Source organism: Microcoleus sp. B5-D4, from assembly GCF_036705145.1.
GTDB lineage: Bacteria > Cyanobacteriota > Cyanobacteriia > Cyanobacteriales > Microcoleaceae > Microcoleus.
In genome coordinates, this window is record NZ_JAUBTV010000059.1 from 21,068 (window position 1) to 42,225 (window position 21,158).

19 protein-coding genes are annotated in these 21,158 nt (G+C 45.5%); 8 read left to right on the plus strand and 11 right to left on the minus strand.

Annotation, left to right across the window (positions count from 1 at the left end; genetic code table 11):
* The first annotated feature begins 215 nt into the window (after window positions 1-215).
* The 6 genes from QUB10_RS23410 (at window position 216) to QUB10_RS23435 (ending at window position 8,772) form a co-directional block, all read left to right on the plus strand.
* Complete coding sequence (locus tag QUB10_RS23410; protein WP_333205647.1) at window positions 216-1,754, plus strand: DEAD/DEAH box helicase family protein; 1,539 nt, start codon at window positions 216-218, stop codon at window positions 1,752-1,754.
* Window positions 1,755-1,843: 89 nt separating this feature from the next.
* Window positions 1,844-2,020, plus strand: a complete 177-nt coding sequence (locus QUB10_RS23415) for a hypothetical protein (RefSeq protein WP_333205648.1) — start codon at window positions 1,844-1,846, stop codon at window positions 2,018-2,020.
* Between the two features lie 1,190 nt (window positions 2,021-3,210).
* Entirely contained in the window at window positions 3,211-5,913 is a 2,703-nt protein-coding gene (locus QUB10_RS23420; protein WP_333205649.1) for a C2 family cysteine protease, read from the plus strand.
* A gap of 270 nt (window positions 5,914-6,183) precedes the next feature.
* The gene (locus QUB10_RS23425; protein ID WP_333205650.1) at window positions 6,184-6,645 is read left to right on the plus strand and encodes a DUF3598 family protein; all 462 of its coding nucleotides are present in this window, start codon (window positions 6,184-6,186) and stop codon (window positions 6,643-6,645) included.
* Between the two features lie 15 nt (window positions 6,646-6,660).
* Window positions 6,661-7,878, plus strand: coding sequence for a DUF790 family protein (locus tag QUB10_RS23430; protein ID WP_333205651.1), 1,218 nt, complete (start codon window positions 6,661-6,663; stop codon window positions 7,876-7,878).
* 174 nt (window positions 7,879-8,052) lie between these two features.
* Window positions 8,053-8,772, plus strand: coding sequence for a DUF2786 domain-containing protein (locus tag QUB10_RS23435; protein WP_333205652.1), 720 nt, complete (start codon window positions 8,053-8,055; stop codon window positions 8,770-8,772).
* A 91-nt stretch (window positions 8,773-8,863) separates the two neighbouring features.
* Here the strand turns inward: QUB10_RS23435 and QUB10_RS23440 are convergent, their stop codons facing one another.
* The 3 genes from QUB10_RS23440 to QUB10_RS23450 are packed head-to-tail and all read right to left on the minus strand — an operon-like array spanning window position 8,864 to window position 12,150.
* The gene (locus tag QUB10_RS23440; protein WP_333205653.1) at window positions 8,864-10,102 is read right to left on the minus strand and encodes a tetratricopeptide repeat protein; all 1,239 of its coding nucleotides are present in this window, start codon (window positions 10,100-10,102) and stop codon (window positions 8,864-8,866) included.
* Between the two features lie 36 nt (window positions 10,103-10,138).
* Entirely contained in the window at window positions 10,139-10,747 is a 609-nt protein-coding gene (locus tag QUB10_RS23445) for a tetratricopeptide repeat protein (protein ID WP_333205654.1), read from the minus strand.
* An 8-nt stretch (window positions 10,748-10,755) separates the two neighbouring features.
* Window positions 10,756-12,150, minus strand: a complete 1,395-nt coding sequence (locus QUB10_RS23450; RefSeq protein ID WP_333205655.1) for an NB-ARC domain-containing protein — start codon at window positions 12,148-12,150, stop codon at window positions 10,756-10,758.
* 218 nt (window positions 12,151-12,368) lie between these two features.
* Here QUB10_RS23450 and QUB10_RS23455 point away from each other — a divergent pair, with 218 nt between their 5' ends.
* On the plus strand, window positions 12,369-12,686 hold the full coding sequence (locus QUB10_RS23455; RefSeq protein WP_333175392.1) for a hypothetical protein: 318 nt from the start codon (window positions 12,369-12,371) through the stop codon (window positions 12,684-12,686).
* Window positions 12,687-12,834: 148 nt separating this feature from the next.
* Here QUB10_RS23455 and QUB10_RS23460 read toward each other — a convergent pair whose 3' ends face one another.
* The 8 genes from QUB10_RS23460 to QUB10_RS23495 form a co-directional block, all read right to left on the minus strand.
* Window positions 12,835-13,395 carry a Uma2 family endonuclease gene (locus QUB10_RS23460; RefSeq protein WP_333205656.1) on the minus strand — a complete coding sequence of 187 codons (561 nt, stop codon included), beginning with the start codon at window positions 13,393-13,395 and terminating at the stop codon, window positions 12,835-12,837.
* 180 nt (window positions 13,396-13,575) lie between these two features.
* Entirely contained in the window at window positions 13,576-14,637 is a 1,062-nt protein-coding gene (gene aroF / locus QUB10_RS23465; RefSeq protein ID WP_333205657.1) for a 3-deoxy-7-phosphoheptulonate synthase, read from the minus strand.
* 206 nt (window positions 14,638-14,843) lie between these two features.
* Window positions 14,844-15,317: a PAM68 family protein gene (locus QUB10_RS23470; protein WP_333205658.1), complete on the minus strand. Its 474-nt coding sequence runs from the start codon at window positions 15,315-15,317 to the stop codon at window positions 14,844-14,846.
* 95 nt (window positions 15,318-15,412) lie between these two features.
* Complete coding sequence (gene rpsO, locus QUB10_RS23475; protein WP_333205659.1) at window positions 15,413-15,682, minus strand: 30S ribosomal protein S15; 270 nt, start codon at window positions 15,680-15,682, stop codon at window positions 15,413-15,415.
* Between the two features lie 233 nt (window positions 15,683-15,915).
* Entirely contained in the window at window positions 15,916-16,539 is a 624-nt protein-coding gene (ruvA, locus tag QUB10_RS23480; protein ID WP_333156680.1) for a Holliday junction branch migration protein RuvA, read from the minus strand.
* Window positions 16,540-16,560: 21 nt separating this feature from the next.
* The gene (locus QUB10_RS23485; protein ID WP_333205660.1) at window positions 16,561-16,926 is read right to left on the minus strand and encodes a type II toxin-antitoxin system RelE/ParE family toxin; all 366 of its coding nucleotides are present in this window, start codon (window positions 16,924-16,926) and stop codon (window positions 16,561-16,563) included.
* Window positions 16,916-17,170, minus strand: a complete 255-nt coding sequence (locus tag QUB10_RS23490) for a type II toxin-antitoxin system RelN family antitoxin (RefSeq protein WP_333205661.1) — start codon at window positions 17,168-17,170, stop codon at window positions 16,916-16,918. Before QUB10_RS23490 ends, QUB10_RS23485 begins: the two co-directional genes overlap by 11 nt.
* 72 nt (window positions 17,171-17,242) lie before the next feature.
* Entirely contained in the window at window positions 17,243-19,879 is a 2,637-nt protein-coding gene (locus tag QUB10_RS23495; protein WP_333205662.1) for an AAA-like domain-containing protein, read from the minus strand.
* Between the two features lie 970 nt (window positions 19,880-20,849).
* On the opposite strand from QUB10_RS23495, the gene QUB10_RS23500 reads away from it, so the two are divergent.
* Complete coding sequence (locus QUB10_RS23500; RefSeq protein WP_333205663.1) at window positions 20,850-21,059, plus strand: hypothetical protein; 210 nt, start codon at window positions 20,850-20,852, stop codon at window positions 21,057-21,059.
* The last annotated feature ends 99 nt before the right edge of the window (window positions 21,060-21,158 follow it).

Consider the following 21,158-nt stretch of genomic DNA (forward strand, 5'->3'; position numbering starts at 1 on the left):
TCCGGCTGGGCTAGAAGAATTTTTGTTGGATTTTTCGCCAGATTGATCGCAATTTCCTCAATTGAGACTTGAATTACATAATTTTTTGATTGATAGATCGACCGCAGATGTAGGGCCGATTAACGCAGAGTAACGCAGATAATTTCAAGAAGAGTCAATATATTTGATCTGTCACTTATAATTTAACAGGCATAACTCGCCCCCTATCTAAACAAATGCCACGCATACCTACTTTAACATTCGATCGCGGAACTCTCTTGCTGCACCCGCCGCCCAAAGGCAGAGACTGGGTGGACTTTGCGACATGGGATGATCGCGTGGAAAAATACCGCATTCGAGCAATTCACTACCGCCCGCTGGTAGAATGCCTCCAAGCCGAGTGCATTCACTTTACCGACGAAGCTAGGGCATACGAACTACTCGAACTGGTACCCAGCGTGGAAATGCAGCCTTACCCACATCAAGAACAGGCCCTCGTAGCTTGGCAAGAAGCAGGAAGCCAAGGAGTAGTCGTCCTCCCCACAGCTTCCGGCAAAACTTATCTGGCACAATTAGCCATGCAAGTCACTGGTCGCAGTACATTAATTGTAGTACCAACTCTCGATTTAATGCACCAGTGGTATGCTAATTTAAAGGCAGCTTTTCCCGACATCGAAATCGGATTGTTGGGCGGAGGTTCGCGGGACAAAACGCCAATTTTAGTCGCCACTTACGACAGTGCAAGTATTCATGCAGAAACCTTGGGCAATAAATACGGTTTGCTGGTTTTTGACGAATGCCACCATTTGCCAACGGACTTTTATCGAGTAATTTCCGAATATGCGATCGCGCCTTTTCGACTCGGACTGACAGCTACACCCGATCGCACCGATGGCCGCCACAGTGATTTACATTTTCTCATCGGCCCGACAGTATTTAGCAAAAGACCAGAAGATTTGGCGGGGGATGCTTTAGCCGACCATAAAATAGTTCAAATTATGGTAAAACTGTCACAAGAAGAAGCATCTCGCTACGCCGAATTAATCAACATTCGCAACGACTTCTTAAAACAGTCTAACATCAAAATATCCAGCCTCGAAGGTTGGAAACAGTTTATCATGGCAAGCGCGCGATCGCCCCTGGGACGGCGCGCCATGCTAGCCCACCGTCAAGCCAAAGAAATCGCCCTTTGTACCGAAGGAAAACTGCGAATTTTAGCCAACATACTAGCAGAACACTCTCCCCAGCGCACGCTAATTTTCACCGGAGACAACGCCACAGTTTACCGAATTTCCCAAGAATTTCTCATCCCCACAATTACCCACCAAACCCCTGTCAAAGAACGCCACGAAATCCTCGATCGCTTTCGCAGCGGCGAATACAAAACCCTCGTCGCCTCCCACGTCCTCAACGAAGGAGTGGACGTTCCCGACGCCAGAATTGCTATCATATTGTCAGGTACCGGCAGCGAACGCGAATACATCCAGCGATTGGGTCGAGTTCTCCGCAAAAGCAGCGATGTAAATAAGTTAGCAATTCTCTACGAAGTCGTCACCGAAGACACTAGCGAAGAAAGAACTTCTCAACGCCGCCGAGGAGGAATGCAGCCTCACAAATCCCAACCACAAACACAAATAGAACCGCCAAAACCAGAATATCAGAAATTAGAAATAGTCAAACCGACACCCATTTACGGAGTCAACCGAGAGATAACCAAAAAAGCAGCAGAATCACCCGCAAAATGGGGAGAAGACAATGATGAAATTCCCTGGTAGCAAGCCTAAACTATTTCTAAACACTTTCTTTCTCTCTCTTCCCTTCGCGTTCTTCGCGACGAAGAACATCCCAACGCCGCTGAGGAGGAATGCAGCCTCACAAACCCCAACCACAAACACAAATAGAACCGCCAAAGCCTGAATATCAGAAATTAGAAACTGTCAAACCGACACCCATTTACGGAGTCAACCGGGAGACAACCAAAAAAGCAGCCGAATCACCAGCCAAATGGGGAGAAAATTATGACGAAGAAAATAAAGATTGAATATTGCCAACTTAGTGTATAGCCTTAGAATGCCAACTTCGGCTCCGTTACCCCCTTTATGGAAAAGGGGCTTGAAAAATTTTGATCTCAAACTACACGACTGTTCTGGATTTGTAGTGGAAACGGTAGTGTCAGCCTCTGGCTCACGCAGGCTTTCGGGCCTGTACCACGGAAAGTTTTATTTTGATTATCACCTAAAACTCAGGAAAGGCGGGGCTTTGGCAATCCTTAAAGGCAGTTTACCGCCCTTGTGCCATCTGCTACACCGATTTTTGGGAAGCTGATGAGTTTGATGGGGTTGTCACCTCTTGATACTCCCCACGGCTGAAGCCACGGGGATTCTTGAATGAATCCGAAAACTCTCAAAGGCGTTATCAAAGCACCTCTATACGCTCAAAACAACTACCAGTACGAAGGGTATTGCAATTGCGCTTACTTTTAAATTGTGTTTGCTTTCATAATCCATCACTTTTGCGAGATAGGTACGCTTCACACTCTGTCATTACTTGTCAGTTGTACAGGCTTACTACTCCTCAAGAGTGTGGTGGCTCACGCTCGCCGGGATTTCTCCGATACAAGGCGTGTTTCAACACGTAGATGGTTGTTTTACTTGCAATCTAATTCTAATACAACCTTTCAATCAGTTGTGTAAAGAAATATTGAAGGCGGTTGAAACCGCAGCCGACTTCCTCCCCGTGTCTAAAGCCAGGGGCACGCCGGGCTCGTTTTTCGGTGAACCCATACAGTGTTTAGTTTTCCCACTGATTAACCAAGCGGTTATAAAAAGTATTGCTTTGTCATCTATCTAAGGTATGATATTTTTGTAAGATAAGAGTTAATAAAGATGCAATAGCTCATCAATATTATCCTTAGCACTCTATAGTAGACGAATAAATTGGCTGTTCTGGATTTGTGGTGGAAACGGTAGTGTGAGCGTCTCGCTCACGCAGGCTTTCCGGGCTGTACCACGGGAAGTTTTATTTTTAGGATCACCTAAAACTCACGAGAGCCAACTACAACGTCTGCCGAACTTTATCCTCGAACGTAGTCAGGGACAGACTAAGAGATCGAGGGGGTATTTCAGCCGGATTTGGGCTCAACAACTAATTCACCGCTCTAACTAATTCCTAGGTATTGCGGGTGGGATTTTTCATGTCTTCGTACATTCATCTTTCAGGGTTCATATACTAATGTCATCCAATAACTTGTTTGATTTGACCAGCGGTGTCGATATTTTTACGATCGACTCCAAAGTTCCGGCCGGTTTTGGGATTCGCTCGCTCGCAGGAGCAGATTCCATTGTGGGCTCCGATCGCCCGGATTTGGTCTATGGGAATGACGGAGCGGACTCGATCTCCGGTGGAATCGGGAACGACAGCCTACAAGGCGGACGCGGAGCCGATCTGCTGTTGGGCAATGCTGGAGATGATTATCTCCAGGGAGAACGCGGTAATGATGTTATCTATGGCGGTGAAGACAACGATACATTAATCGGTCAAGAGGGAGACGATTTCCTAGCCGGGGGTGCTGGAGTTGATAGTCTAATTGGCAGCGACGGTTCCGATGCTTTTGTTTTGAATGTCGCTGATGCTCTAACTAATCCGGCTCTCGCCGATACGATCGCCGACTTCAGCGATGAAGAGGGCGATGTCATTGCTCTGACGGATGGAGCAGGCGATGCCCTCACCGAAGCCGACGTAACGCTGGAAGCGAATGGCACCGATACATTCATTCGGCTGAAAGCAACTGGTGGGATTTTGGCGCGGGTGCAGGGAGTCAGCCCTGCTAGCCTGACAGGCTTATTCAGTACCGTCAAAGCGACACTGGACGATACGGAACCGGGGGCTACAGTGCTGGGTTCGATACCGGGAGGAGCTAACCTTCAGGGGGCAGTGGGCGATGAAGATTATGCCGACTTTTTCCAATTCCAGGTAACGGAAACGAGCATTGTTAACTTGGGCTTGAGTGGGATGAGCGCAGATGCGGATGTGGCACTATATAAGGATCTGAACGATGATGGGGAATTGGGGGGAGATGAAATCATCTCCGCATCCACAAAATCGGGCGCTGCGAATGAAACCATTGAGAACGTCACCTTAGATCCGGGTAAATATTTCCTATCGGTGGAGGCATATGAAGGAAACACCAACTACAGCCTGAGTTTGGCAGGTGTTGCCGGAACTGTAGCAAAAGATTTGGCGGGCGATCGAGCCAGCACGGCACGCCTGCTGTCGCCAGACGGTGAAGTGGAATTGCACGATTATGTGGGCGGGACTGATGCAGTGGATGCCTATCGCCTGGAAGTGCTCAACGCGGGGTATTTGGATCTGTTTACCGAGAACCGGAAGGCGGATCTAAACCTTACTGTATGGAGCGATCGTAATAGCAACGATCAGTTGGATGCGGATGAGATTGTTGCCCAGGGGACAAATGAAATCCAGGAGGATAACATCAACCCCGGTACCTATTACGTCAATGTCAGCGCGCCCGGTGCTCCAACGCCCTACGAAATTGCTGCCATCTCCGAACCGGGCAGCCGGGTAGACATTGAAAACTATGACCCGCTCTTCCCCGGTATCCCCACGACAGGCACCCTGACTCAAAACGATAACTTCGATCCCAACGATCAGGAAAACTACGCCGATCCCTATCTGCTGTCGGAACTGGGGGCTGGGTTAACGGTGACTGTGACTCAAGAATCACAGGATTTCGATGCTTCTCTAACAGTGGTGGATCAGCTCACGGGCGAAGTGGTGGCTGAAAACGATGATATCAACACCAACGGTGGAGACTTCAATGCCAGGGTGAGTTTCACCACGGAGCCAGGGGTTCAATATGTGGTGTTTGCCTCCAGTGTGGATGCTCCGGGCTTGGGTGACTATACTCTGAATGCGACGGTGACGGGAACGCCGATTGCAAACGCGTTACGCAGTGCGAGTGCTGACACTCCGTTACCACTACCGGTCTTTACTTATAAGGGCAACACTACTAATTTTACCTATGCCCCTCTTGATAATGGTCAGATCGACCCTGGTTCAATCCGAATCGACCAATTGAACCAGAATCTATTTGGCGATTGCTACTTTTTGGCAGCCATGACGGCTACGTTCGGCAAAATCAAGGAAGACCTTTCCGATGCTAAATCCAAGGAGAGTACGGTGCTCAAAAGTGCGATTTCTACCGAGGACACGAACTACAGCATCAAGTTCTTCGACAAGAAACAAACCCAGGATATCGTCGTGGACAATCAGGTGGTTACCTCTGAAGGTAAGTTGTTTGGAGCCAAATGGACCAATAACAATGTCGGGGCAACAGACGCAAATGGTCAACCCATCTGGGCTCCCATTTTTGAACGAGCCTATGCAAAGTTTCGGGGTGGCTATGATGCCATAGGGAATGGTGGTTTTTACGGAAATGCCCTCAGCCGGCTCACGAACAAATCGATCGACTTCATTAAATGGAATCCCTCTAATCTTACAGAGAAGACTACACCGAGCACGATTACACCCGATGCAACAATTGAGAGTAGGTTTTTTGTCACACCAGGAGACCCTATTGAGACCGATCAAGTCTTTGACAGCATTAAAACTGCGTTGGACAATGGAGGCTACGTCGCTGCTGGGACACCCGGCGGCGGGGATGACTCAAAGCTATTATATGGTGGGGTCTTATACCAAAGCCATGCCTACAGCATCCACAATGCCTATGAACGAGAAGATGGGCAAAAGCTGATCTTGCTGCGGAATCCCCACGGGATCGATAATACTAATGGCGAGAACCGTAGTCTCGTGAAGGCAGCAGAAGATCCGAGTAACGATAATGATGGGTTTATAACCATCACATTTGATGCGTTTTTGAAGAACTTTCAGGGGGTGAGTCTGTCCCAGGCATAGTACCGATCGCTTCTTCACAACCCAACTGTTAAGCTGGAACAGATGTAGGTTGGGTCTCATTTCGCGAGACCCAACCTAGTAAAGGGCTGTTCGGTTTCTTATTGTCAACCCAATCTACGCAATTGGTTCCAACTCCTACCGACACGCAATTTTGGGCTGCACCTCAATTAGAGGTCTTTGAGTAATATCCTCTTCTATGATTTTGGCTACAGTAAAATTAGAGGAAGCTGGAATAAAATATCATCAACAACTAATTTACATTGCCTAAAAATGAGCGAAACTGCACAACTAACTAACTTTAAAATTTTCCCCAAACATACAGGAGTTTGGGAGGGAGACTGGACAATACTCGATGGCGACTGCAAAGAAACCCGGCGTTTTACAGCAGTGGTAACTCAGAAAATAGTTAATAACGAGTGGAGGCAAACTAACCTTCAAACTTATGCCAATGGTCAGAGTGAAACCCAAAATTTTGTGGGTTATGTTGTCGGCGAAGGGCAAGTGCAAATTGAAGGTCTGGACTCGGTTTTTTCCAACTACAATACACTAGCGACAGAAGTTGGAGAGGATTTGATAATTTTTCAAGTATGGGACAAAGCAACTGGCTTTATGAGGGCTGTTGAAACCATCCATCTTGTCAGTTCAGATCGGCGAATTCGGACTACCCAAAGCTTGACAGAAGAGGGAAAACTTAGGGGAGTTCTGGTGATTGTTGAACGAAGAATTGAGTAAAACTTTTCACTGCTTATGTTACCCACTGATTTATTAAGTCACCGCCAAAACGGAGAATCAATTATTCCTCTCCGCCTCAAGATAGATGCTAAAAACTTAGAAGCAGCTACCGAAATGATTGATTGCTTTCAAAGTGCGATCGGCAAAACCCAAGGCGAACTCGACGGACGGTTACTAGAATTAGAAGGCGACAGCCCCGATTATCGGCTGAAACGGGGATTAGCGCACCTGCTGAAAGGCGGTTTCTGCACCTTGGAAGTCATCAGTCCCCTAGAACCATCAGAGTTGAGACAGCGGGTTTTTGCGTTGTCCGCGCGATCGACTCCCAGCCCTCAATCCACCCAATTAACCCTGGAAAAAGTAGCAAGTGAACTCAGCCAAGAGTTAAACAGAGAAGTTTTGCCTCACGAAATCACTACAGGTTTATACGCCGATTTAAACGAAAACAAAATCCTCACAGAGTTTAATGCACCAACTCCCGAAAACTTGCTTCACAAATACAATCTTTCTCAAGTTCAAGGCATATTTTACCGAGCAAGTCAAGTCCAATTAACCGCCCACCGCAACGATCCAGGAGAATACAAACTCTTATTTCGCTATCTGAAACTATTTCAATTAATGACTTACATTGAAGGCGATGCAGACCACGGTTTTACACTGACAATAGATGGCCCTACAAGCTTATTCAAACCCAGCACCCGCTACGGCTTAGCCCTGGCGAAAATGCTGCCCGCACTGCTGCACGTCACCAAATGGAGTATGCACTCGACACTCCATACAAAAGATCCTTTTAGTGGCGTTTTGAAAACAGGTAAATTTACCCTAAATTCCGATTGCGGTTTAGTCAGCCACTATCCCCCTGGCAAGCCTTATGATAGTATGTTAGAAGCCGCCTTTGCTGAAAGATGGAATTCCACAAAAACCGAGTGGCAACTAGAGCGAGAAGTTGATTTAATTCCGATTCCAGGTAGTGTGATGATTCCCGATTTTCGGTTGGTGCATCCCGACGGGCGAGTGTTTTTATTAGAAATAGTTGGTTATTGGCGGCCGGAGTATTTGCAAAAGAAATTTTCACAAGTACAGAAGTCTGAATGCGATCACTTGATTTTAGCTATTTCCGAACGGCTGAATTTAGAAAAAGCCGGGGTGAATGTAAATGATGTGCCAGCAAAAGTAGTCTGGTTTAAAGATAAATTGCTGCCCAAATCAGTCCTGGAAGTCCTCGAAGAGTAACCAATCCGCGCATCAGTTGCAAACTCCTTTCTTTCTCTCTCTCTGCGGCCTCTGCGCCCTCTGCGGTTCAAAAAAATCCTCCTCAAAAAACCTCCCACCTTGCACGCTATACTAAAATAGGAATTCACCCAAATCCTTGCCACCGCATACTCTCACCCTAAAATCGATTGAAAAATGCCAGACACAAGTATTGTCGAAAGAATCAAAAAGCTGTTAGCCCTCGCCACCTCATCCAATGAAAACGAATCGACTGCTGCGGCCGAAAAAGCTTCCCTTTTACTGGCACAGTACAATCTCAGCCTCGCGGATTTAGGGCCAAATCACCAAGAAGAGATTGACGAAAACTCTGTTGAAACAACATCGAAATTTGTAACTTGGAAAATGATGCTGCTTTCGGGAATTGCCGACGCTAACGGTTGCACTGCCATGCGAAACACTTATAATGGCAGTATGTTTTTGGTGGGAACTTCTACAAACCTGATTGTTTGCAAACATCTGTACGAGTATTTGAGTTCGGCGATTGAAAAAAGGGCTAAATACCGCAAAGGAAACGGGAGGGGATTGGCGTATCTGAATGCTTTTCGGGTGGGATGCGCGACAAGGTTGAGACAAAGATTGTTGGAACAAAAACAGCAGATGGAAGAGTCGGGGATTCCGGGTTCGGGGGATGTGGCGGCGACTCCAGGGATTGTAGTACGATCGATGTTTGAGAAAAATCAACAGGCGATCGCGGATTATCTAGAGGGCCGAGGGGTTAAAATTAGAACTAGAACAGATTCTCAAGTCAGCAGCGCGGCGGGTTTTAATTCGGGGTATGAAGTGGGCGATAAAATTAGTTTGCACAAGCAAGTGCAGCCGCAAGGGGATATGAAGCAACTTAATGAATGTCTTTGAGTTCTCGATAGTAATTGATGGATAATCCAAACTGGGATAAAATTAAAGCAAATTACAAATTAGGTCAGTTGGCGTACTGAAAAGTTGAGGATCATGCACCTTGATCCTGACTATTCTTAAGAGTTTTGAAAACTTCCCACAAGATAAATGTAACAATTACGCTGAGAAAAAGTGCAGCCAATCCCCAAATTATCACTGATAGAATAACAGAAAATATTCCTATTAAGGCTAAGGAAAATAATAATCCAATAAAGATTGGTATAACCAACCAATGTTTAAATGCAAGTCGAATTAAAGATTTAAATAACTTGGAATATCTTTGCTGTTCTAAATACAAAAGAACCAAACTAATCAGTATTGCTATCTCTCGTCCATATTCCCCAAGTTCTTTAGCAATTGGTAATGTCTGCTCGTATAATTCAACAGCTTGTGGTTTGCATCCTAGTTTAGCATTGGTAGATCCTAAACGAGCCAATGCTACCATTTCCATGTGACGAGTGCCAGTTTGTTGTGCCAGTAATACAATCTGCTCGTAACAATCTTTTGCTTTTGAGTAATCTTTTTGCTGCGAATAAACACTGCCCAAATTAACCAGAGTAAACATTTCTGCTTCACGGTTACTAAGCCTACTTAAGAATATTAATATTAGCTGATAATATTCGATAGATTGAGAATAGCTTTTTAGTAAATTATAAGCTTCTGCAATACCCAATAAAACAGCTATTTCTTGCTGGTTTCCCATTTGTGGGGCAAGGAGTAAAGCTTGCTGATAGCAATCAATTGCTTTGACATAATCTTTTGATCCTGCGTAACCTAATCCTAAACCCAAAATGGCAAAAAACTCTCCTACAACGTCACTTTTTAGTTCTCGTGCAATGGTTAAACTTTGCTGGTAATAGTCAATAGCTTGAGAGTAGTATTCTTGGAGATAATAAATTCTTCCCAAATCTGCTAGCGCCTGTCTCTTACCCAATGGATCTTGAATCTCCTGCGCTATTGCTAAGTGCTGCCTGTGACACTCAACTGCGTTAGTATAATCTTTGAGGCGACGGTAAATTGCGCCCACATTCATTAGAGATGCTTCTACACCTTTAGAGTATTGAATCTCTTCCATAATATTTAAGCTATACTGCTGGTATTGCATAGCTTTTGTATACTCTTCACAACAGCGGTAAACTACGCCTAACTTTCCCAATACTGCTCCCTCAAGCTGGCGGTTTGAAATTTCTTGTGCAATAAGTAAACTTTGCTTTAAATACTCTGTTGCTTTAATATAATTGCCCTGAATACGGTAAAAATCACCTAAATTTGCTAGCGTCGAGCATTCCACATATCTGTCTGCTATTTTTTGGCTAATTTCTAAACTTTATTGATAGCACTTTAGGGCTTTGGAAAACTTTCTCTGAGATAAATAAGTATTTGCAATATTTCCCAAAACCGTGGCTTCTAGCTTACGGTTTGGGAATTCCATTACACTATTCAAACTTTGTTGGTAGTATTTCCTCGCTGTTTCATGGTCTCCTAATGCTTGATAAGCATTAGCGAAAACATTGAATAAAATAGTGTTTTCTGTCTGGTTTAATTTACCTAATATTCGGTCATAAATTTCAATTTGTTCGCGATAGTACCCCCAAATACCAAATTGATTGTGTAATTGTTCTTTAATAGGAGTATTGAGGCGAATCACAAGGGTTTCCCAAGCTCTTTGCCAGTCTTCGACTTCGCAGAGATGGTGAAATGCTTCCAAGTATCCCCGAACTTTCTCAAGATTGGAAGCATCCGGCTTCAGTTTGTACCTCGTCAGCCAATTTTTAACCGCTCTGTACTGAGCGCGTTTACAAGGGGGCATTTCCCTAAACTCCGGTGCTGCTAGATCAATTCCCAGATTAGCCAGCATCCACTCTCCCGGCGGCGTGATGTCAACTTCCAAACTATTTTGACTTTTAAAATCAAATTCAGCAAAATCACTCTTCATATTGTCCACTACCTCACTGTCAAATTTTTCAAATGCTCTAATGCTACACTGCGAATTAAATTGTGCTGTCGCAAGTGTATCTCATCGTCAATTAATTCTTCTTCTACCAAAAAGCGATCGCGCAACGCATCCAACGCTAACTCTTGCTTCTGGTCATCGCAATCCCAATCTTCCAAATGACTCAGCCAAAACTCTTCCGGTACGGCACAGCGATACACAGAAGCTTCGCAAAGCAATCGATAGGCATTCAAAACATCTTTTTTCAATCTCTCAAACGTCTTTTCCAGCCGGAATCGCACATTTTTTCGCAGTTCGCGAGTATATCGATCCAGTCGCCAGTCGTCATCTGCTGATGCCGTTATTCCTTTGGTCTTAGCTTCCTCAATTGCCTTCTCCACTTCTTCAATTTCATGCCCGTATTTATTCCAATAACCAGCCACGTTGCCATAAAAAGGCTTACTGCCAATTTCCCCAGCAATCACCCGCAAAGCCAATGGATGCCCTTCATAAGCAGTCCCGATTCGTTCTAAATAAGGTTTGTTTGGTGAATCTATTTCCACCTCTAGTCCAGTTTTATCGAACAAGTCTAACTGTTCTGATGCTGTCAGTCCCTTCAATTCTTGACAATACCAAAAATTTTTATAACGGGCCGGAATTTGCTCTGGCAAATCCTGCGATGTTACGATGATACGACTTTGGCAAGATCCTACTGCCAAAAAACCATCAAAAAATTTTGCCCACAACTCATCCTGAAAACCATTCCAGCCCGCTTCTTCATTTCCTTTTAAAATCAGTTCCAGAGAATCTATCACGACCAAATACCGATTTTCTCGCAATCGCTCGACTAATCGATTCAGCAGCCGCTGTGTATCTTTGCGGTCATCTGGCGTAATGCGTTCTCCCCACTTTTCCAACCATCGAATCGCCACACTAGCAAAATCCGAAGCTTGCTGCTGGTTTTCAAAATTCTCCTGATGAAACTTACGACCGTCGTCTTGCAACTCCACCGCCAATCTTTCAGCTAAAGCCGTTTTGCCAATTCCCGCGATGCCAAGAAGAATTAACAAGTGGCACGAACCCTGAACCTTCTGGGCGAGTTGACTAATCAGGTCTTTTCGACCAACCCAAGCATCGTCACAAGCAAAAAACTCTGCTCTCGAATCAGTCTGACATAAGGGACTATCATCCACAATATCTTCCCAGTTCTCCAATTCTACAGCCTTGCAAATCTTGACAAAAACCTCATGCTGAATAGGCTTCCGCCGCCAAAACCGCTTTAAAGTTGCGACTGAAGTTTGGGCATCTCCGCACCAGCTAGAAGCTTGTTTTTCCAAGCCTTTCTTTCGCCTAGCCCGATCGACTATTTCCAACCCAGATTCAGATGCTCTTAGACTAGCTGCCATGCTGATTTTTTAACCTTCAGTAACCATATTTAACTTATAACATCTGCCAATTTGTGGCGCGGCTCTATTTTGGCTCACTTTTGGATACAGCGCCAGATTTGCGTTGAAAGAGAGCCGTCAAACCTTTGCTGTTCAAGGAATATAGAGATGGGAAGCAAGTTAGGCGATATCGCTCATTTCCCAGTTAAAACAATCATTTCTTCATCATGAGTAAGACTATGCAAGCACAAAATTTCGTTCAACTGGAACTACCAGGCGTTTTACCTCAAAAAAACGACACCCTCAAACAAATAGAAGAAGCAATGCAAGGAATACTAGACCTAACATGGAAAACTGTGCTGCTTCAGATATCACCACGCAGCACTAAAGAACTGATGCGACAGCATGGAAAACTGATGGCTCTCAATGATAGAGAAGCAAGAATTAAAGTTTCCTCAACACCACTTTTGCTAATGGCAATTCAAAAACTTCCCGATGTTGAATCAGCTTTCAGAAAAGCGTTTGGCACAACAGTCAAAATCCGTCTCGAAGTGTAAGTGATCTCGTTTCCGGTGAGAGCGTATTATTTAATGCTTGGCCCGCGTGCGGTGCGTGACAGTCAATAGTCCCACCGCCGCGAGTTAAAGTTTCCCGTTGTCACGCACCCTACGACTGATATCTTGCACAGAGTACGATCGCCCTCAATTAATCAATCAATTCCGCTTCTTCAAAAATCAGTCTAGTCGTCAACTCCAAACCAGGCAGCAACTCATCCAAAATTAGTGTATTATCCGTATAAACTTGACTCAAACCATCGGGGAAAAAGCTTCTTATTAAAATAGCTTGTGGATCAATTACCCAAACTCGCGGAACGCCCGCCGCCAAATAATCTTTCGCCTTCTCTTCAAATCCCTGCATCGTTTGACCAGGAGAGATAATCTCAATCACCAGTTCAGGAATTGCAGGACAAGCTTCATTTTGCCGCCAGCTTTTCGCCAGACGTTCATAAGAAATATAGGTCAAAGCAGGAACAGGTACCCAATCTTTATCCTGACGTTTTAACAAAATTGCCCATTCTGGAAGCACTCGCCCGCGTCCTTTACACCATACACGAATCAGGCGACACAAAGCTCCCTGTAAACTGGAATGAAAAAATTTTGGAGACACTTTCGGAACTGCTTCACCATCTACAAACTCACAATATATATCTCCGTCGGGCAAAGCTAGAAATTCTGCTAAAGTGAGTTTGGTTCCGATGCCTACCATGACTCCCAGCCCTCTCGCTAATTAACTCAAATATCAATTATACAAAATTTCCCAATATTCCTAGAAGTACGATCGCCCCTGGGTCTCTATTCCAAAAACACAATAACAAAATCCCCAACTTCTTAAAGAAGTCGGGGATTTAACCGCGATTGCATTTTAGGTTAGGCGTTTCGCCTGTTTTTATGCCAAAACTGGCACGGGCTGCGGCCAACGTCCCATGACTTTACCAATCACCGCCAATTCTTCCATCAACTTGTCGAACTGATCCGGTGTTAAAGATTGCGGCCCGTCAGACAAAGCTTTTTTGGGATTCGGGTGCACTTCAATCATCAGCGAATCTGTACCAGAGGCGATCGAAGCAAACGCCATTGACGGTACAAACTGCGCCCAACCGGTGCCGTGACTGGGGTCAACCATAATCGGTAAGTGAGTCAGAGTCCGCAACACTGGAACCGCCGACAAATCGAGAGTATTGCGTGTATATTGCCTGTCATACCCGCGAATTCCGCGCTCACACAAAATCACGTTCGGATTGCCAGAAGCCATGATATACTCAGCAGCCATCAACCATTCTTCAATGGTGGCGGAGATGCCGCGCTTCAGCAAAACAGGTTTGTCTTGAGCTCCAACTTTCTTCAATAGTGAGAAATTCTGCATATTTCTCGCCCCGACTTGGATTACGTCGGCTACTTCTACGATCGCACTTAAGTCGGCCGCATCCATAACTTCTGTGATAATTCCCAAACCGCTAGCTTCCCGCGCCGCCGCTAGCAATCCCAAAGCACTCTCGCCGTGGCCTTGGAAAGCATAGGGGGAAGTTCTCGGTTTGTACGCGCCACCACGGAGAAAATGAGCTCCAGCAGCTTTGACGCGCATTGCCGTTTCGACAATCATTTCTTCGTTTTCGACCGAGCAAGGGCCTGCTACGATCGCGATCGGGTGGTGCAAGCCGATCATTACAGTTCCTAAAGGAGTAGCAACCGCTACTTCGCTGGGTTCACCTTGGCGATATTCGAGAGAAGCGCGTTTGTAGGGTTTTTCCACCCGCAGCACTTCCTCAATCCAGGTGCTCATTTCGCGCAGTTGCATCGGTTCGAGCTCAACGGTGTCGCCCACCAAACCCATGACGGTTTTGTAACGGCCGACGATTTTTTCTGGTATCAAACCCCAGTTAGTGCGGAGCTCTTCGTCTAGTCGATCGATCTCGGCTTCTGGAGTGCCGGCTTTCATTACTATAATCATATTTTTTTTGCCTTTTTAGTTGGGCTAGAAACGGATCATGACTCTGATGCACTGAGAAAAATAGATGCAATGGCGATCGAGAATCTATTTATATCAGTATTATTAGCATTTTTGTGGGGCGGGTTCTTGTTCCCTCCCCAAATACAAACTCGCTAATGGTTAACAGCTTAGTTTTTAGCTAATGACTTATAACTCATAACTAATGACTAACTTTTTGGCTTCGCGGCGCGCCACGCTTCTCGCATCCGTCCAAAATTTGTATTAAATTCTTCCCACCCCAGAGTGCTTCCTGAAACTTCTTCATCCCAGGAAGCCGAGAGGACTCCGTAGCTTAATCCCAGAACGCCTAGACCAAAACAGCCCATGCTTACCAGCAATACTGCTGTGTTGGGCAGATCAAACAAGCCCTTGCTGACTACCAAATAGCTGACAAAAAATGTGGAAATTCCCAGGATTGTCGGTATGCCACAGAATACCGCTATACGGGATATCATGCGTTGGCTGACTACTTCTGGGATGGATTGCGCCTGTTTTCCGGTTTTGTTAGCTTTCGGCTGCTTGTCGGCAGAATCCGACTCTAAGGCTATGCTTGCTTGGGGCTCTGGGGGCTTTTTAGGCGTTTTTTTACGATTCGTTGCCGGTTCAAAGGGCAAGCGCTTGCGGGGTGGTTCGGAGGACATATTTTATCTCTAACCTGAAATCTCGAACATTTTTCAATAAGTCTTGGTGTTTGCCCAAGATTAAAGAATATTGTCGCAAATTTTGGCTTAGGTGTTTAGCCGCGAATGCCTAGACGGGCAATCAATGCTTTGTAGCGATCGACATTTTGCTTTTGGATGTATGCCAGCAGGCGCTTGCGGCGGCTGATCATCATCATCAAACCGCGCCGGGAGGCGAAGTCTTTTTGGTTGATTTTCAGGTGGGCGCTGAGTTTGGTGATGCGATCGGTCAGCATGGCGACTTGGAGATCTGCTGAACCGGTATCGGTTTCATGGGTTTGGAAGTCGCCCATGATTTCTTGTTTGCGCTGTTGTGTAAGAGCCATGAATTGATTTTAGTTTTTTTTGTACGATTGTCACAATCTCCAATGTTATCACAGGGGAAGCATAACAACGATAAAATTTTTGCCAAGGATGGGTTTGTTTTTTGAGCAGAATAGACTTGAATTGTAAACATACTTAGGACGGGCGGGACGCCCATCCCACAGGAAAAAAATTGTGGGATGGGCGTCCCGCCCGTCCTGGGTGTTTATTCCCGGCGGCTAGATATTGTAGGGGATTATCGGCTCAAATAGGCGATCGCCTCACGTATCCAATCATCCGCATCACCTTTGGCGGACAAAGTGCTGTCTTGACTGAGGGTTTGCAGCGCTTGCAAAACTTCCGCCCCAGTGTATCCCATCGCCAGCAGGATCATCTCGACTTCTTCTTGAATAGCTGGGGGGACTCCGGCGGCGACTGAAGTTGTCAAACCTGCTTGCTGTCGCCATTCCGAGAGTTTGCTTTTGAGTTCCAGGGCGAGACGTTCTGCGGTTTTGGTACCCACGCCCGGTGTTTTGGCGAGGATGCGGGTGTTACCGCCGACGATCGCCTGGACTAAATCTTGCAATCCTAAAGTATCGAGAAGTGCGATCGCCAGTTGAGCACCGACACCGCTAACACTCGTCAACTGCCGAAACAAATCGCGTTCGGCCGCGCTGCCAAAACCGTACAATACGATTTGGTCTTCCTTAACTTGCTGGTGGGTAAAAATTTGGGCGACTTCGCCGGATGCTGGCAATTGACCGGTCACGCGGGGCAAAATTTGGATTTCATAGCCAATTTGATTGACTTCGAGAGTCAATATGACGCGGTTGCTGCCTTTGGCGATATCGGCGACTGTGCCTTTGAGATAGCTAATCATAAAATTAATAATAATACACCGCTATTCGTTTTCATCAAACTCGGCGATGATGTTGCGGATTTCGTTGAGACTAATATCTGTTCGATCTGATTTTGAGTAAATGGTTAACAAAAGTACGCTGACGGGCGATTCGACTTGATAAATCATGCGATACCCTGCACTTTTTCCTTTTTGGATGTTGCTGTTTTTCACCCGGACTTTTAAGATGATATAATCTTCGCCCATTCCGGGAATGCGATCGCCAATAAAATTGCCAGCCTGTATTTGTTCTATTACGGGCTGAGTATCTAGCCGGATTTGTCGATACTTTTTGGATAATTCACGCAAATTTCGTTTATACTCAGGCGTTAAATCGATTTGAACTAGATCATCGGATTCATTCGACATCGATGCCCTCCCACATTTGAGAAAGAGGTATTCGCTGCCCTGTTTTAGCTTCCTGCAACGCTCTTTTGAGACTGGCTTTTATTTCTGCAACTGGAGTATCGTCGGGGTCGTCTTCATCTTCATCTGTAGGTTCGGGAAGAAGAACGATGATTCGCACGCGGCCGGGAGTTTCTGCGGTTAAAGGTCGATCGAGAATTAATTGACCTTTTTCGTCGATCGTTCCTGTGACTTCAAAGGCTTTCATTTGTTTCTCCTGTATTTTTTTCAATTAATACTATTATATAACCCTGTTCGAGTTCGAGCGATTTTGTTATTCTCAAGTCAAAATAAGCTGCTGTTTAACCAAAGACAAATCCGTCTTACCAAAATTCACAACCAAAGCCACATTGAAATTTTCCAACGATTTGACAAACCACATAATTTCATTAGAAGCTTTACCTTCATAGTGATTGAACAAAATAGAAAATCGCTTTTCCAACTCTGGTTTGACTTTGCCCGAAAGCAGCACAAGTTTCAGCAGTAAGCCCATTGTCCTACTAGCGCCGAGGTTGTACACCAAGTCGTAAAAAACGTAGTGGCTGGGATGTTGAGAATTTTCCACTACTAAGAAGTTGAACAACTGGCTGCAAGTACGAACTAACAAGCGATTATTGAATTTCACCGAGTCATTTTCTCGCAATGTATTTTTGATTTGTTTGTACAAACGGTCATTAAATTGACGCCCCCCGTATTCTGGTTCTACCGAGGATATTAAATATTCATATAAATCTCCTTTAAATGATGCGTAAGATGGAGTTTGTCGGGAATCTCTTAGAAAAAATTGAGCCGCTTCTTTGTAGCTGCGATCGCCTGCTACTTTTCCCGCAAATTCCCTCACCGCTAAGTGCAGTTCTGCATCGTTCAAAAGTGTGGGATTAGCAGCCCGCTGCACAATTCCTATTTCTGTATTTCTCGGTTCAACCATATAATTCAAATATTTAGACAAATGTGTTTCAAATTGTCGCTGTCTTTGAAATGCCAGTTTTTGGATGGTTTGTTGGTCTTCCTCAATGCTGTCCTTGCTCAGTAGAGAATAGCCGTACAAATAAGGATACCGACATATCAATTCGCCCAAAGGAGAATCTGTATCTTGTTTCTGCTGTTCCGCCTCTCTATCTAAGGCTTTTACTAAGCGCTCTATGGTCTGGAATTCTTCACTTTTAGTAAAGAAATTTATTTGTTCTTGTAAGCGCTTGACTATGTAAAATTCCATCCCGAATCGGGGAGAAGTCTGCTTAAATAAAGCTACCAACTTGGCGATCGCGAACTGATTTTGTGATTGCAATTGCCAGCGGTTGATCGGGATGTAGCAGCAGCGGTGGAGGAGATATTTAAAGTCCTGATCCGATCGCTTGACGGAGACTATACTGTACAAAGTTGCTTCAATCTCTCGATCGGGATAGCCCATGCCGTCGATAAATAGCTTTCGGAACCGCTCGATCACCTGTGCGGGGGATTCTGTTTCCACGCAGGAGACGATGTGATCGTACAATCTCTGTTCGTTGCTGCCTGTTGGAACACTATCTGAGGGCGGGGTGAGGATGCTGCTGTCTGCATCTGTGTCTACGCTGCTGTCTGCAACTTGTGCGACAACGACTGTCGGTTTTTCCCGAAAAGTTCGATCGGGATTCAAGAACCAATAGTGTTCTTGGCTTAATTGTTTGTCCGCAGCCCAATCCAAAGCTGACTGCAAACTTTCTCCTGTCAATAACAGCGATTCATCTTCGCGGTCTGAAGCCAGCCATGCTGCTAGGGCGGATCGGTACGGAGCCAATTTTCCCAGCTCTTTTTCTACCCAAAATTGATTAAAAACTGACTGATAAATTAGGTTGGAAACTATTAATTTACCGTGAGATTTAACAACCAGTCCTGACAGTTGCAATTCGAGTTTTTCGGGAGAGTAATCTGCTGGTACTGCCTGCAGTTCCCCCCGTTTTGTTGCCTTGGCGGGTTGCAAAGCTTGCTGGTACAGCGTTAACAGCCGCGTGAGGTCACAGGGGTTATGGAAAATGCGATCGCGAATTGCTATCAAATGTTGGGGTTCGTCTTCTTCTTCCCAATTTTTAATAATTCTGTGTTTGACCAGTTTTTCAACTTGCTGAGCTTCGGAATTTCGGCCAATAAAAGGCCCGTATTCAAGTACCAAGTGACAAACTTTTTGAGTTAGAAACGGTTGGCCGCCCGTCCAAGCTAATATTTCTTGGAGCACTTTTTGGGGGCGAAAAGCTTTCAGGGCTAATCCTTTTGCTAGCGGCAAACTTTCGTGCAGTTGGAATCGACTTAAATGAATCTGCCGTCCAATATTAAAAGGGTTGCATCTTGGATCTCGGATCAATTCTGAGGGGGCTGCTACTCCCATAACAGCAAAAGTCAGGCGATCGTATTCCGGTTGCTCTGCCCGCTTGGAGTAACAAGCCCGGATCAAAGCAAAAAAATCGCTGGTACTGAAATTTAGGCTGCTGATGCTGTCAATGTCATCTAGGAAAATTACCAGATTTTGCTGAAGTGACTTGAGCAAAACTTTTTCGATAAATATCTCCAATCGCTGCACCGGCGATAGCAGTTCGCGATCGTTCCACCACTTCATGGCATCAAACCTGTTTGTGATGTGTAAACTGCTTGCCATGCGGTACATGATTGCGCCATACCACTTCTGGGGGGAGATATCTCGGCTACTGATGCTTCTCAAGTTGATGGCGGTAAAAACTGTACCTTCGGCTTGCAACCTTTTGGCCGTTTGCACTAGCAGGCTGGACTTTCCCATTTGTGGCGAACTCAACACGTAGCAGAAGTCTCGGGCTTTGAGTCCTTCGTAGAGTTCGCTGTCTGCCGATCGCCTGACATAGGTGGGCGCCCCGGCAGGCAAATATCCTCCAACTTGATATTGGTACGTTGAGTTGACTTCTGCTCTCATCTGGGAATTCATCAAGATCCTACGCCCCTATGCTGTGCGATCGAAAGGTTACAAATTACAATTATTGCCCGCTTACTATGGTGGAAAATTTTTCTTCCTCTTTCTCTATTGTCTACTAGCTCAGCTTTCTTCTCGTCAATCTTTACCGTATCTTTGCAAGCGTTCGCCCCAAATCCTACGCTCGGCCCAATTGTAGCCCGCCCCTGGATTTTTTACACTCGTTCACATAATTAGATGAATTTTCACTCGATCGGATTTAGAACGCTAAAACGCCCATTTTTTCACATTTTTTTACAATAATACTTTAAATTTCACCCGGTGGTATGATGTGGGCAGGGAAACTCCTAACCACAGAACGCCGTCAACCTTCTGCCTTCTGATCCGCCTCCCGGATGCCGGAGAAAAACGCGCTCGGAATGGCTGCCAATAAAAAACCCCAGCGTTTAGCTGAGGACTGCTTGAGTGGGAGATATCGTTAATCTGCGTTTTTTTAATTGACTTAGATTGCATGGAATTCCATGCTGCTGACTTTCCCCGGGCTTTCGCGTTCGGGGATTCCTAAGAACAAACTTTTCAGGATGCATCCACAAAAAGTTTAATTCTTAAAGGCTTTGTCAGTACCAGGCTAACCACTCACTCAACTATAAAAGTTAAGTCGGTGGCTAATTGTAGAAGATGCGCCCTGATGGCTTAACTACCCGATGGATTAGCACCCTGATGGCATAACTCCCTGATGGATCGACGCCCTGATGGCTTTCGCTCCACTACCCAAAAAATTCGGGTTGGTGGATGATCGTGGACATTAGTAACACGTCACTTCCGGCGTTTCCGATCGCAAGCGGGTGTGCCTGTCTGAATTGATTATGGCAGGCAGATTTATCAGAAGACAAGTGGGCTATTGCATCAACCCATTTCTGACAGATCGGGTTAGCCAAAAAGTGTCTATCTACGGAAATCAGGGTCATCGAACATGAAAAACAGCATCTTAGTATTAGGGGTAATTGCCTCGGCTGGCTTCGGCTTTTTCCAGGCAGGCAGCGCCAGCGCTTTAGCGATCACCCCACAACATTCATCAGCCAGCAGTTTGACGGCTTGGGAGATTAATCCCGACTTTAACTACACTGGAACGAATGAGGATGGGGAGCAAGAAGAGGTAAAAACGGGTAAAGGCAGGAAATAATTGGCGCTCTTGTGTGGTTCGCTCTTGTGCGGTTGTGGTTGTGGTTGTAGTTGTGGTGGTATTTGTTGTCGCAAGGGCCTCTAATCGAGGTGGTTAAAA

Bases quoted from the DNA above. Each gene is read 5' to 3' on its own strand.
- QUB10_RS23450 (WP_333205655.1), bottom strand. From the start codon at position 12,150: ATGGCAGCTAGTCTAAGAGCATCTGAATCTGGGTTGGAAATAGTCGAT.
- QUB10_RS23460 (WP_333205656.1), bottom strand. From the start codon at position 13,395: ATGGTAGGCATCGGAACCAAACTCACTTTAGCAGAATTTCTAGCTTTG.
- QUB10_RS23445 (WP_333205654.1), bottom strand. From the start codon at position 10,747: ATGAAGAGTGATTTTGCTGAATTTGATTTTAAAAGTCAAAATAGTTTG.
- QUB10_RS23420 (WP_333205649.1), top strand. From the start codon at position 3,211: ATGTCATCCAATAACTTGTTTGATTTGACCAGCGGTGTCGATATTTTT.
- QUB10_RS23415 (WP_333205648.1), top strand. From the start codon at position 1,844: ATGCAGCCTCACAAACCCCAACCACAAACACAAATAGAACCGCCAAAG.
- QUB10_RS23435 (WP_333205652.1), top strand. From the start codon at position 8,053: ATGCCAGACACAAGTATTGTCGAAAGAATCAAAAAGCTGTTAGCCCTC.
- QUB10_RS23430 (WP_333205651.1), top strand. From the start codon at position 6,661: ATGTTACCCACTGATTTATTAAGTCACCGCCAAAACGGAGAATCAATT.
- QUB10_RS23470 (WP_333205658.1), bottom strand. From the start codon at position 15,317: ATGTCCTCCGAACCACCCCGCAAGCGCTTGCCCTTTGAACCGGCAACG.
- QUB10_RS23485 (WP_333205660.1), bottom strand. From the start codon at position 16,926: ATGTCGAATGAATCCGATGATCTAGTTCAAATCGATTTAACGCCTGAG.
- QUB10_RS23455 (WP_333175392.1), top strand. From the start codon at position 12,369: ATGCAAGCACAAAATTTCGTTCAACTGGAACTACCAGGCGTTTTACCT.
- aroF (WP_333205657.1), bottom strand. From the start codon at position 14,637: ATGATTATAGTAATGAAAGCCGGCACTCCAGAAGCCGAGATCGATCGA.
- rpsO (WP_333205659.1), bottom strand. From the start codon at position 15,682: ATGGCTCTTACACAACAGCGCAAACAAGAAATCATGGGCGACTTCCAA.
- QUB10_RS23500 (WP_333205663.1), top strand. From the start codon at position 20,850: ATGAAAAACAGCATCTTAGTATTAGGGGTAATTGCCTCGGCTGGCTTC.
- QUB10_RS23410 (WP_333205647.1), top strand. From the start codon at position 216: ATGCCACGCATACCTACTTTAACATTCGATCGCGGAACTCTCTTGCTG.
- QUB10_RS23490 (WP_333205661.1), bottom strand. From the start codon at position 17,170: ATGAAAGCCTTTGAAGTCACAGGAACGATCGACGAAAAAGGTCAATTA.
- QUB10_RS23495 (WP_333205662.1), bottom strand. From the start codon at position 19,879: ATGAGAGCAGAAGTCAACTCAACGTACCAATATCAAGTTGGAGGATAT.
- ruvA (WP_333156680.1), bottom strand. From the start codon at position 16,539: ATGATTAGCTATCTCAAAGGCACAGTCGCCGATATCGCCAAAGGCAGC.
- QUB10_RS23425 (WP_333205650.1), top strand. From the start codon at position 6,184: ATGAGCGAAACTGCACAACTAACTAACTTTAAAATTTTCCCCAAACAT.